At 37.0% G+C, this 12,103-nt stretch carries 13 protein-coding genes; all 13 read right to left on the bottom strand.

Features of this window, described 5'->3' with window-relative positions; genetic code table 11:
* Positions 1 to 297: 297 nt before the first annotated feature.
* Positions 298 to 1,782 (bottom strand): lysine--tRNA ligase, encoded by a 1,485-nt coding sequence (gene lysS / locus AB3M96_RS23335; protein WP_412970011.1) that lies wholly within the window; start codon positions 1,780 to 1,782, stop codon positions 298 to 300.
* Between the two features lie 136 nt (positions 1,783 to 1,918).
* Entirely contained in the window at positions 1,919 to 2,920 is a 1,002-nt protein-coding gene (gene dusB / locus AB3M96_RS23330) for a tRNA dihydrouridine synthase DusB (protein WP_412970010.1), read from the bottom strand.
* Positions 2,921 to 2,970: 50 nt separating this feature from the next.
* On the bottom strand, positions 2,971 to 3,183 hold the full coding sequence (locus AB3M96_RS23325) for a helix-turn-helix domain-containing protein (RefSeq protein ID WP_412970009.1): 213 nt from the start codon (positions 3,181 to 3,183) through the stop codon (positions 2,971 to 2,973).
* On the bottom strand, positions 3,135 to 3,662 hold the full coding sequence (folK, locus tag AB3M96_RS23320) for a 2-amino-4-hydroxy-6-hydroxymethyldihydropteridine diphosphokinase (protein ID WP_412970008.1): 528 nt from the start codon (positions 3,660 to 3,662) through the stop codon (positions 3,135 to 3,137). The genes AB3M96_RS23325 and folK overlap by 49 nt, the downstream gene beginning before the upstream one ends.
* Positions 3,655 to 4,023, bottom strand: a complete 369-nt coding sequence (gene folB, locus AB3M96_RS23315) for a dihydroneopterin aldolase (protein ID WP_412970007.1) — start codon at positions 4,021 to 4,023, stop codon at positions 3,655 to 3,657. The genes folK and folB overlap by 8 nt, the downstream gene beginning before the upstream one ends.
* On the bottom strand, positions 4,016 to 4,873 hold the full coding sequence (folP, locus tag AB3M96_RS23310) for a dihydropteroate synthase (protein ID WP_412970006.1): 858 nt from the start codon (positions 4,871 to 4,873) through the stop codon (positions 4,016 to 4,018). The genes folB and folP overlap by 8 nt, the downstream gene beginning before the upstream one ends.
* A 1-nt stretch (position 4,874) precedes the next feature.
* Positions 4,875 to 5,735 (bottom strand): aminodeoxychorismate lyase, encoded by an 861-nt coding sequence (gene pabC / locus AB3M96_RS23305; RefSeq protein ID WP_412970005.1) that lies wholly within the window; start codon positions 5,733 to 5,735, stop codon positions 4,875 to 4,877.
* On the bottom strand, positions 5,720 to 6,319 hold the full coding sequence (gene pabA, locus AB3M96_RS23300) for an aminodeoxychorismate/anthranilate synthase component II (protein WP_412970004.1): 600 nt from the start codon (positions 6,317 to 6,319) through the stop codon (positions 5,720 to 5,722). The genes pabC and pabA overlap by 16 nt, the downstream gene beginning before the upstream one ends.
* A 16-nt stretch (positions 6,320 to 6,335) precedes the next feature.
* Positions 6,336 to 7,754: an aminodeoxychorismate synthase, component I gene (gene pabB, locus AB3M96_RS23295; RefSeq protein WP_412970003.1), complete on the bottom strand. Its 1,419-nt coding sequence runs from the start codon at positions 7,752 to 7,754 to the stop codon at positions 6,336 to 6,338.
* 331 nt (positions 7,755 to 8,085) lie between these two features.
* Positions 8,086 to 9,015 (bottom strand): cysteine synthase A, encoded by a 930-nt coding sequence (gene cysK / locus AB3M96_RS23290; RefSeq protein ID WP_412970002.1) that lies wholly within the window; start codon positions 9,013 to 9,015, stop codon positions 8,086 to 8,088.
* Between the two features lie 111 nt (positions 9,016 to 9,126).
* Positions 9,127 to 10,035 (bottom strand): peptidyl-prolyl cis-trans isomerase, encoded by a 909-nt coding sequence (locus AB3M96_RS23285; protein WP_412970001.1) that lies wholly within the window; start codon positions 10,033 to 10,035, stop codon positions 9,127 to 9,129.
* A gap of 21 nt (positions 10,036 to 10,056) precedes the next feature.
* A complete protein-coding gene (gene hslO, locus AB3M96_RS23280; RefSeq protein WP_412970000.1) occupies positions 10,057 to 10,935 on the bottom strand; it encodes an Hsp33 family molecular chaperone HslO in 879 nt (292 codons plus the stop codon).
* A 22-nt stretch (positions 10,936 to 10,957) separates the two neighbouring features.
* Positions 10,958 to 11,749: a type III pantothenate kinase gene (locus AB3M96_RS23275; RefSeq protein WP_412969999.1), complete on the bottom strand. Its 792-nt coding sequence runs from the start codon at positions 11,747 to 11,749 to the stop codon at positions 10,958 to 10,960.
* Between the last annotated feature and the right edge of the window lie 354 nt (positions 11,750 to 12,103).

The following is a 12,103-nucleotide window of genomic DNA, read 5'->3' as shown; positions in this document are numbered from 1 at the left end:
GTATTGATTGCTCAATAATTTGTTACTTGAATTAAACGTTGACGCTTGTATTGTGTTCAGTTTTCAAAGAACTTTTTCGTTGCTCTCTTGAAGCAACTTTATTATATTATCATCTTTATTTTAAAGAGTCAATAACTTTTTTAAAAAGATTGTTTTTTGTTTACCGCTCATCAGCGGCGGATACTTAATATACCATCCTAGCAATTCATTTGCAATATCTTTGCGTAAAAAAATTATACTAGTAAAACTATCTATTGCAAAATGATATAGAAAAAGAGCGGATTATCCGCTCTTTTTTTATTTATTACGCATTTGTGGAAATAGTAATACATCTCTAATAGATGGAGAGTTTGTTAATAACATAACCAGTCTATCGATACCGATTCCTAGTCCACCAGTAGGTGGCATTCCATATTCAAGTGATTCTACAAAGTCTTCATCCATCATATGTGCCTCGTCATTTCCTTGCTCTCTTTCTTCCAATTGAGCTTCAAAACGCTGGCGTTGATCAATAGGATCATTCAACTCGGTAAATGCATTTGCATGTTCCCTTCCTACAATAAACAATTCAAAACGGTCTGTAAAACGAGGATCCTCCGGATTCTTTTTAGCTAGCGGAGAAATCTCAACCGGATGTCCATAGATAAATGTAGGTTGAATTAGCTTATCTTCAATTTTTTGTTCAAAGAATTCATTTACAATATGACCGTATTGCATATTATCCTTAATTTCTACATTGTACTCTTTTGCAAGCTGTCTAGCTTCTTCTAGACTCATTTCCTTCCAGAAGTCAGCACCTACATATTCTTTGATTGCATCAACCATATGAAGTCTCTTCCACTCTGGTTTTAGGTCAACCTGATAGTCACCATATGGCACTGTTGTTGTACCAAGTACTTCTTGGGCAATGTGCGCAACTAGGTTTTCAGTTAGATTCATAATATCCTTATAATCAGCATATGCTTCATAAAGCTCTATCATTGTAAACTCCGGATTATGACGGGTTGATACACCTTCATTACGGAAAACCCTACCGATTTCATAAACCTTTTCTAAGCCCCCAACGATAAGTCTTTTCAAGTGTAATTCAATCGCAATACGCATATAAAGCGGAATATCCAAAGCATTATGGTGTGTAATAAACGGTCTTGCTGAAGCTCCACCTGGGATAGAATGCATCATAGGTGTTTCTACTTCAAGATAACCATGATCATCTAAGTATCTACGCATTGATCGAATAATTTGACTCCGTGTTATAAACGTTTCTTTACTTTCTGGACTCATAATTAAATCAAGGTAGCGTTGGCGATAACGTTGTTCTACATCTTTTAGACCATGGAATTTATCTGGAAGTGGTCGTAATGACTTAGACAACAGCTCAAATGACGTTGCTTTTATTGAAAGCTCACCAACTTTTGTTTTAAATACATTCCCTGTAACACCAACAATGTCCCCTAGATCAGCAATATTGAATACCTCATACTGTTCTTCTCCAACAGCATCTAAACGTACATAAAGTTGGATTTGTCCTGTTAAATCTTGAATATGAGTAAAGCCCGCTTTACCTTTTCCACGCTTTGTCATGATTCGACCCGCAATGGTAACAGTAACTTCTTTCTCATCTAATTCTTCTTTTGAAAACCCATCATATAAATCAATTAACTCACGGGTACTATGTGTTCTTTCAAATCTCTTACCAAACGGGTCTTGTCCCATTTCACGTAATGTATGTAACTTTTCTCTTCTAACAATCAGCTGGTCGTTTAATTCTTCCTGACTCATTTTATCAACTCCTCATTTATTTCCGAAGCAATCTTTAATAATCATATTATATGTAAAGCAGAAAAACTGCCAGCATTCACTGGCAGTATGCAACAATAATCGTTACAGGCATTATAGTGTAGGAAATCTACTGATGTCAAACTACTTGTGCACTGTTTTGTTGCTTCTCTTCCACTTCTTCAACAAAGTTTCGTAAAAGTGTAACTAATTGATCTCTTGTATCACATGTGTTAACTTCATTTCTAACTTTCGCATTACCTCTTACACCTTTAAGATACCATGCTGCATGTTTTCTAAATTCACGTACTGCAATGTTTTCGTTTTTTAAGTCAATTAGACGGTCTAGGTGAAGGATCGATACATCAATCTTTTCTCTTACAGATGGCTCACCAATCAGTTCGCCAGTTTCCAAGTATTTAACAGTTTGATAAATCATCCATGGGTTTCCAAGTGCTGCACGGCCAATCATAACTCCATCAACACCGGTTTCATCTAACATACGCTTTGCATCTTGTGGTGTTTGGACGTCGCCATTTCCGATAACCGGAATGCTTACTGATTCTTTCACTTGCTTAATAATGTCCCAGTTTGCGTGTCCCTCATACATTTGTACACGTGTTCTACCATGAAGAGCAACTGCTTTCCCTCCAGCGCGTTCAACTGCTTGTGCATTCTGTATAGCAAAGATATGGTCCTCATCCCAACCCATTCTCATCTTAACTGTAACAGGTTTATCGACTGCATCAACAACTGCTGAAACCATTTCATAAATTTTATTTGGGTCTAACAACCATTTTGCACCAGCGTCACATTTCGTGATTTTTGGAACAGGGCACCCCATATTAATATCGATAATATCAGCCGTTGTATTTTTATCTACAAACTTCGCAGCTTCTACTAATGTTTCTTTTTCTCCTCCAAAAATTTGAAGGCTTAGTGGTTTTTCTCTTTCATCTATATAAAGCATTCCCATAGTTTTCGCGTTATTATATAAGATCGCTTTGTCACTAACCATTTCGGCACATACCAGACCTGCACCGAATTCTTTGACCGTTAGACGGAATGCAGAGTTACATACTCCAGCCATTGGCGCAAGTACAACTTGGTTCTTCATTTTGATATCTCCAATTTGTAACATTGTAACCCTCCTTTATCTATATAGTTATCTATTAACAAAATAACCCCTTATTAATCTAACTCTTTTGGCGCAATTTCTTCAAGTGGTACATTTAGTATATTTGCAACTTCCTGTAAAAAAGTCTCACTCGGCATTCGATTACCACGTTCGATTTCCCCAACAACTGAGACTGACACTCCAAGCTCTTTTGCAAAGCCTTCTTGTGTATATCCTTTTAGTTTTCGAAAAGCTCGAATACGTCTTCCCCACTTCTCCGCTTCCATACACGAACCCCTTCTCTATCTTGTAATTCATCTACTAATGTACTAATCGGTTTCTTATTTGACGGAATTTGTATATTTTGGTCTATCTCATATAAAGGTAACAGAACGAAAGCTCTTTGTGTCATTCGTGGGTGCGGAATAATTAGTCGCTCTGTTTCAATATTTTCATGATTATAGAGTAAAATGTCAAGGTCCAAGGTTCTTGGTCCCCACCTTATTTTCCTTTCCCTTCCAAACGCAAGTTCAATATTTTGCAGAACCTCTAACAATTCAACTGGCGCTAGTCTTGTATTAACTTTAATTACCATATTCAAAAACATATCCTGTTCTTCATAACCAACCGGATCTGTTTCATAAATTGATGAAAACTCTTCTATCTCAATATTTTTATGGGCATGCAATGCTGCTAATGCTGATTTCAAATAATATCGTCTGTCCTCGATATTTGTTCCTAATGCAATAAAGGCATGATTAAACATATTCACGGCTCCTTGTAATCTCAACCGCAACTGACTGAAGATGTCCTGGAATCGGCGGGTCCGGTTTTACTACCTTAACCGTACATAATTGAACTAGCGGAAAGTCAGCCAATATTACCTTGGCTATCTTTTCGGCAAGTGCTTCTACAAGTTTAAAAGGGCTACCTTCCACAATGGTCTGGCAAACCTGATAGAGATCTGCGTAGCTAACAGAATAATCGAGATTATCTGTTTCACCCGCTTCTTTTAAATCCATACTAACTATCAGGTCAACTAAAAACCGTTGCCCAAGCTTCGTTTCTTCAGGAAATACGCCATGGTACCCGTAAAACTCCATCCGATTTACATAAATTTTATCCATTCTTTGTTACCCCTTTACCCACAAGCACATCCATCATTTTAGCTAAGCGTGCATTTTGCAGTACGTCATGTACCCTTACAATTTCACAACCTTTTTGGATCCCGTAACATGTTGTCGCTCCAGTACCTTCAACACGTTCTTTTGGTGGTAAATCAAAAATTTGTCCTATAAACGATTTCCTGGACGTGCCTAGCAGGATTGGATAACCTAATTCTCCGAAACGGTCTAAATACCTTATTGCATTGAGGTTATCTTCAAAGCTCTTAGCAAATCCTACACCTGGGTCTAAGATGATGTTCTCATCTTTTACTCCTGCCGTCTTTACTATAGCAATGCTTTCTTGTATATCTGTTATCATTTCTTCGATTAGGTTGTTATAATTTTTGTTATCTCTATTATGCATAAGAATAATTGGTACTTGGTAATATGCAGCGACCTCTGCCATTTTGGGATCTGCTTTTGCACCCCAAATATCATTTATAATATGAGCACCAGCTTCAATAGCCTGCTTTGCTACTTCTGATTTATATGTATCAATTGAAATAGGAACCTTAATTTCCTTTGAGATGGCCTTTATTATAGGAACAACCCTATTTATTTCTTCTTCGTCTGATATTCTTTGATAGCCTGGCCTTGTTGATTCTCCACCAATATCAATGATATCTGCGCCATTTTCCACCATTTCCTTTGCGTGAGAAACAGCGGTTTCTATGTTTAAATAAGACCCACCATCTGAAAAGGAATCCGGAGTAATATTTAATATTCCCATAATCATTGTTTTCTGTCGGAAGTCCAATTGATACGGGCCACAATTTAGAATTGAATTATTTATTCTTCTTAGGCTGTCCATTCTATTCAACTCCCTTATGTAATTCATCACGACTCCATAAACTTGTCCTATATTGGTTGTATTTGTGTTGAAGGTTCTTTGTTATTTGATTTCTCGGCAGAGTTACTCCCTCTATTTTACTTAATGGTACTATTCCTTGGATTGAGTTTGTAATAAACGCCTCGTCACTGGTTAACAACTCTTCTGCTTGGAAAAAACCTTCTTTTATTTCTATACCAAGTCCCTTAGCTATTTCTATCACAAAAGCCCTTGTTACTCCATTTAGTATCCCCGTTTGTATTGCAGGAGTAAACAACATATTTCCTTTTACCCAAAATATGTTTGAAGTTATCCCTTCCGCTAAATAACCTTCCTTCGTACGAAAAATCCCTTCCATTTGTGGGTTATTTCCTATTTCTCTTTTTCCGTAGATATTATTGAGGAAATGATGAGATTTTAAGCGAGTTTCTCCCTCTGGGGTATTACGATTTATTTTTAGAAGCACCGCACTCTTCTCTGCAAGAGTTACAGGTATCTCTTTCATAAATAGTAGTAGTGAAGGAGTTTGATAGGAATCTGCCGACAGACCGAGTTCACCTTCTCCCGCCGATACATTTAACCGTACGTATGCATTTTTTAAACCATTTGCTTTCAACAAGTCTGTTAGAATGTCAGTTAACTCATTCCTTTTTATCTCGAAATCAATTTGTAAATCCTCGAGACTAGTCTGTAAACGCATAAGATGGTCATCTAAAAGAAAAGGATGACCATCATAGATTCTAAATGTTTCAAACAAGCCCACACCATATAAAAAACCATGGTCAAAGGGGGAGATGCGCGCATCTGATTTTTTTACGATTTTTCCATTTACATAGAGGTACATGTTTCTTTTTCATTCCCATTATAATTTTCTATTACGTTCTTGATTAACTGTTTGCCAGCGGTAGTCATGATTGATTCAGGATGAAACTGAACTCCTTCTATCGGAAACTCTTTATGGCGGATTGCCATAATCTCTCCCTCATCCGTTGATGCAGAAATCTCAAAGCACTCTGGTAATGTATCTTTTTTTACAATTAGAGAGTGATACCTAGTAGCTGTGAATGGCTGCTCTATTCCATTAAAAATGGTTCTACCATCATGGATGATCTCCGATGTTTTCCCATGCATTAGCCTTTCTGCCTTAACTACATCTCCACCAAAGGCCTGAGCGATAGATTGGTGACCTAAGCAAACACCAAAGATAGGTATTTTACCCGCAAAATACGTAATCGTTTCTAAACTGATACCCGCCTCATTAGGTGTACATGGACCAGGAGAAATCATAATTAGACTTGGATTAAGCTCCTCGATCTCTTCTATTGTAATTTCATCATTTCTTTTTACCAAGATTTCTTGACCTAATTCACCTACATACTGAACCAAATTAAATGTAAACGAGTCATAATTATCAATCATTACAATCACTCTACTCACCTCATACTCATATTTTTTCTAACTCTGCTTCACTCAGCTCTTTAGCTTTCCATAATGCGATTGCTTTTTTTAGGGACTCTTTATACTCATGCTTTGGATTTGAATCGATTACTACCCCAGCACCCGCTTGAACATGACCAACGCCATCTTTAGCGAGCATGGTTCGAATTGCGATATTAAGTTCCATATCACCGGAATAGCTAATCCACCCAATGGATCCTGTATAAATTCCTCTTCTGACAGGTTCTAGCTCTTCGACAATTTCCATTGTTCGCACCTTTGGAGCACCTGTAATAGTTCCCCCAGGGAAGGTTGCTTTAATTATTTCAACAATGTCTTTATCAGCAGCGAGCTTACCCTTTACATTTGAGACGATATGCATGACATGTGAATACTTTTCAATAACCATAAATTCATCTACTTTTACTGTACCACATTCACATACTCTACCTAAATCATTTCTTTCTAAATCTACCAACATTACATGCTCTGCTCGTTCCTTTTCGTTGTTTATGAGTTCATTTGCTAGTTGTTGATCTTCTTCATCATTTTGACCTCTAGAACGGGTCCCAGCGATTGGACGAGTACTTACTTCCTGTCCCTTCTTCTTCACAAGCAGCTCTGGAGATCCACTAACAATCTGGAATCCCGGTGTCTCCATATAAGCCATGTATGGCGAAGGATTAATAATACGTAAAACGTCGTATATCTCTTGAGGATGAGTATGTAGTTCTTTAGATTGCCGAACCGATAAATTTACTTGAAATACATCCCCTTGTGAAATATAATCTCTTACTCTTTCGACAGCACCCATAAATTCATCTTCTGTAAGTGAGACATCTGTTAGACTTGTGTTATCCAGGGATTCTACTTCCCTTTTGTTTTTGGCTTCTGGAGGAGATGTCCACATTTTTTCATACATGTGTAACCGTTCAAACGCATGGTGCTCATTTTCTTTATTATCATGAGTAATCAACCATAGCTGCTCTTCTGTATGATCAAATACAAATACATCATCAAAGACTAGAAAATAGATATCTGGAGTACCAAGGTCATCGTCTGCTTTTGATGGTAGTTTTTCAATATACTTTGCGTAATCATAGCTAATAAACCCAATTGCTCCACCTTGAAACTCTGGATATTCTGGGTTATGTTCTGTTTGATACTCTTTGAACCACTCCATCATTAATTGAAGTGGATCTCCATTTATTGTTTTACTCTCATTATCTGTTGTAATTACTAGTTTATTAGTTTTCCCATGTAATATTGTATGGGGGCTTAGCCCCATAATAGAGTACTTTCCTCCCCTGCCACTTTCTAAGAGAATATGGTGAGGCTCATTTGCTGAAAGGAATTTATATTGTTCATACCATCTTTCAGATGAATACGGTATATTTTTTGCAAAAGATGTTCTCTGTTGTTGCATGTTCCACTCTCCTTTAAATACTATTTTACATGATTGAAGATAGTGGTACACTACAAATTCATCGTTGGTTAAGTTGTAAAATATCAAGTTACGTGTAAGTGGTTTTATTTCATAAAAGGGACTAAAGCATTTTTACTCACTATTTGACAAAGCCGTGCTAGTCCAACATACAAACAAGCTTCTGTTATGCGCAATTTATTCATAGCTGTGCATTTTAGTTTGGAGTTATGCATTTTACTAGCGATTTACGCTTTTCATGAGAAAAATATGCATTTCAGCATTTTCAATGCATAAAAATAGCCCTATCACATTGCGGATAGGACTCCTTCTATTATTCTTGGTCAAATTGGAATAAAGGTGTGCTTAAGTAGCGTTCTCCGTTACTTGGAATGATCGCTAGAACTTTTTTACCTTTTCCAAGCTTTTTAGCTACTTGTAATGCTGCAGAAACTGCCGCACCTGAGGAAATTCCAACAAGGATTCCTTCTTCACGTCCAACACGACGCGCATAATCGAATGCTTCTTCATTTTTCACAGTAATAATTTCATCGTATACCTCAGTATCTAAGATGCTCGGTACAAATCCAGCGCCAATACCTTGGATTTTATGTGGGCCAGGGTTTCCTCCAGATAAAACTGGTGAATCCGTAGGCTCCACTGCTACGATTTTGATATTTGGATACTTTTCTTTTAATACAGTACCTGCTCCTGTAATTGTACCACCTGTTCCAATACCGGAGATAAATGCATCAAGCTGATCTCCCATTTGTTCAACAATTTCTTTACCAGTAGTTAAACGGTGAACTTCAGGGTTTGCTTCGTTATTAAACTGTTGCGGCATGAAATAGCCATTTTCTTTCGATAGTTCTTCCGCCTTTTTGATTGCACCTTTCATACCTTCTGGACCTGGAGTCAGCACTAACTCAGCACCGTATGCACGAAGTAAATTTCTACGTTCCATACTCATCGTTTCAGGCATTACAAGTACAGCTTTTAATCCTTTCGCCGCAGCAACCATTGCTAAGCCAATACCGGTGTTTCCACTTGTAGGCTCAATAATGGTATCTCCAGGCTTTAATTCACCATTCTTCTCGGCAGCTTCAATCATCGCTAAGGCAATACGATCTTTTACACTGCTTCCTGGATTCATAAATTCTAGCTTTAAATATACATCTGCACTGTCTTCATCTACTAAGCGATTTAGCTTAACGATTGGCGTTTGACCGATCAATTCATGAATAGAATTTGCTACTCTCGTCATACTTACACCCCTAATTCCAAGTATTTTTATTGGTTTTATCTACAATTTATCAACTGGGATATGGTTTGTCAATCAATAAGCCTGTAAGATATTAGGAATTTTTATGACAAATTACTCAGTTTTACCATAAAACCATTTAACACCTAATTCATCCCAGAATGGTGCCACTGTAATTGTTCCGTTCATTTGGTCGATTGCAATTTGACGCTTAATTTGATCCTTCACTTCATCATATGAATAAGAGACTGCTTCTATCACATCATGCAAAATTATTACTGCATACCCGTTATCAACCTGTATCGGATTACTCCACTCATTACTAGATAATTGCTCAGCAGCTTCTAAATAGCTATCAGGGACAAAACCGTTTTCGTGATTAACATATCCAAGTTCGCCACCCCGGTTTGAGGAGAATTCATCAGCTGATTTTTCCATTGCTAAAGCCGTAAAACTTGAACCATTTTCTAATTCTTGTTGAACTTGCTCTGCATCTTCCTTTGTATCTACTACAATATGTGAGAGATGATAGGTTTTTGGTATCTGATATAAATCTTTGTTTTCTTCATAAAATCGCTTCATCTCTTCTTCAGAAATGACTGCATCCTTTGTTAGGAGCTCTTCCAGTAGAAGACTTAGTTCTATTTGCTCTCTCCATGATTCATCATCTATATTTTCATTATCCATACTATTGTACATTGTTTTAATTAACGTAATTTCACGTTCAATAACTTCATCAGAAATTGTAATATCATGTTTTTTAGCCATCTGACGTACTACTTCTTCGTCAATTATGTCTTCTAGTATTTGCTTTCCGTATCTTGACTCAAGCTCATTTAACCACTGCTGTCTTGTTACGTTTATTTCCCCAATTGTAGCAACAACTTCTTCTTCCTCACTCGCAACTAACGGATTTGCGGCCTCAATAGACTTCTCTTCCGTTTTATTTGTTGCAAAATAGAGAGTTACACCATTTGTAAGCATGAGAGTTACAATAATTGCCCATACAATCTTTTTATTCATACTTCTCCACTCCCACTATCTTTACATTGATTGTATTTTTAATTCATTAAGTTCTTCTTCAGAGAACTGGTAGGTTTCATTACAAAAATGGCATTGTGCCTCTGCTTTACCATCTTCTTCAATCATTGCTTCTATTTCATCTTTACCCAGGCTAATAATAGCACTTTCAATACGCTCTCTTGAGCATGGACATACAAAAGAAACCGGCATTTTTTCCAAGATTTTTAAATTATCTTTTCCAACGATCTCAGCCAGTATATCTTCAGGCGTTAATCCCTTTTCAATCATTTTTGAAATAGGAGGTATTTCTTTAAGTCTTTTCTCTATTGCAGAGACCGTTTCTTCACTTGTTCCTGGCATTAGTTGAATCATGAATCCACCAGCAGCTAAAATTGAATTATCCGGGTTTACTAATACACCCACTCCAACTGAGGATGGTGTTTGTTCAGAAGAAACCAGGTAATACGTAAAGTCTTCACCCAATTCCCCAGATACAATCGGAACTTGACCAGAAAATTGTTCCTTAAGACCTAAATCCTTAACTACTGTTAGTGTACCCTCTGTACCAACTGCTCTTCGTACATCAAGCTTCCCGTGTTCATTTAAATCAAAATGTGTTTGAGGATTTGTTACATAGCCCCTTACTTCTCCCTTGGTGTTTGTGTCTACAAGAATGATACCGATTGGGCCACCGCCCTCTATTTTAATTGTAAGTTTTGCTTCCCCTTTTAATGCGGCACCAAGCATGACTCCTGCAGTCATAGATCTTCCTAGCGCAGCTGAAGCAGTTGGCCATGTATAATGACGTTTTTGTGCCTCACTTACAGTTTCAGTCGAATCAATTGCATATGCCCTAACTTGACCATCATAGGCTAATGCCTTTATTAAGTAATCCTTCATATCCAAACCCCTTTCTATGTGCTCACACTGTTGCTGATGTACCTTTTGCTTCCATATTTTTTTGATAGATAAGCTGCAATCCCTTTAACGTTAAGAACGGATCTACTTCATCAATCACAGTTGTCTCTTCTGCAATTAAAGAAGCAAGTCCACCTGTAGCAATGACCTTTGGTTTTTCAGTAGATTGTGCCATTATTCGTTCCACAATACCTTCAACCTGGCCTACGTATCCATATAATATTCCTGCTTGCATAGCGCTGACTGTATTTCTTCCAATTACTCCATCTGGTCTAGCAATTTCAATTCTCGGCAGCTTAGCTGCTTTTGAATATAACGCTTCTGTTGAGATTGCGATGCCCGGAGCGATGGCTCCACCCATATATTGCTTATGTTCATTTATGTAACAATAGGTTGTTGCTGTTCCAAAATCTACAATAATCAAAGGATTCCCATACATATGAATACCTGCAACTGCGTTTACTATTCGGTCTGCTCCAACTTCCTTTGGATTATCATATTTAATATTCAAACCTGTTTTAATTCCAGGGCCAACAACTAATGGTTTTATGCCGAAGTACTTTAAACACATTCTTTCTAGAGCAAACATAATTGGAGGTACAACTGATGACATAATAATACCGTTTATGTCTGAAAAACTAAGATTCACATGGTCTAATAAAGATTTTATCATCATACCATATTCATCTTCTGTTTTATTACGGCTTGTTTCAATTCTCCAATGATGTTTAAGGTCTTCATTTTCATAAACACCTAATACCATGTTTGTATTACCAACATCAAAAACAAAAATCATATAGTATCCCCACTTTACTTGTAACTTAATGCAAAAACATCATACCATATTTAATGAAAATCTAATAAAAAAACGTTGAATGAGAAGACCTTTTTTATTATTCCACAAATACTGTTTAACATGTTTTTAATAACTCTTTTATATGAGTTTAGTATAATCCGCTTTCTACGGGCGGAGCGTATCATGACTTCAATCATCCTATGAAATATATTAAACCTTATAGGGAACTTGAATTCAAACAATCTCTGTCACAACCTTTTGCAAAACAAAAGGTGTCTACTTTATGTGTAGTAGACACCTTTGCTTCTTACTCTTTATGATCTTTGTTTTCTTCTGTAACTGTTTCTTCTTTTT

Origin of the sequence: Ferdinandcohnia jepli (assembly GCF_047246645.1) — a bacterium.
Lineage (GTDB): Bacteria > Bacillota > Bacilli > Bacillales > Bacillaceae_L > Ferdinandcohnia.
The sequence above is the reverse complement of the archived record's forward strand: the minus strand, read 5'-3'. Positions and strand labels throughout refer to the sequence as shown.

Bases quoted from the DNA above. Each gene is read 5' to 3' on its own strand.
- AB3M96_RS23285 (WP_412970001.1), bottom strand. From the start codon at position 10,035: ATGAATAAAAAGATTGTATGGGCAATTATTGTAACTCTCATGCTTACA.
- cysK (WP_412970002.1), bottom strand. From the start codon at position 9,015: ATGACGAGAGTAGCAAATTCTATTCATGAATTGATCGGTCAAACGCCA.
- folP (WP_412970006.1), bottom strand. From the start codon at position 4,873: ATGGACAGCCTAAGAAGAATAAATAATTCAATTCTAAATTGTGGCCCG.
- folK (WP_412970008.1), bottom strand. From the start codon at position 3,662: ATGTTTAATCATGCCTTTATTGCATTAGGAACAAATATCGAGGACAGA.
- pabC (WP_412970005.1), bottom strand. From the start codon at position 5,735: ATGTACCTCTATGTAAATGGAAAAATCGTAAAAAAATCAGATGCGCGC.
- lysS (WP_412970011.1), bottom strand. From the start codon at position 1,782: ATGAGTCAGGAAGAATTAAACGACCAGCTGATTGTTAGAAGAGAAAAG.
- AB3M96_RS23275 (WP_412969999.1), bottom strand. From the start codon at position 11,749: ATGATTTTTGTTTTTGATGTTGGTAATACAAACATGGTATTAGGTGTT.
- pabB (WP_412970003.1), bottom strand. From the start codon at position 7,754: ATGCAACAACAGAGAACATCTTTTGCAAAAAATATACCGTATTCATCT.
- dusB (WP_412970010.1), bottom strand. From the start codon at position 2,920: ATGTTACAAATTGGAGATATCAAAATGAAGAACCAAGTTGTACTTGCG.
- folB (WP_412970007.1), bottom strand. From the start codon at position 4,023: ATGGATAAAATTTATGTAAATCGGATGGAGTTTTACGGGTACCATGGC.
- AB3M96_RS23325 (WP_412970009.1), bottom strand. From the start codon at position 3,183: ATGGAAGCGGAGAAGTGGGGAAGACGTATTCGAGCTTTTCGAAAACTA.
- hslO (WP_412970000.1), bottom strand. From the start codon at position 10,935: ATGAAGGATTACTTAATAAAGGCATTAGCCTATGATGGTCAAGTTAGG.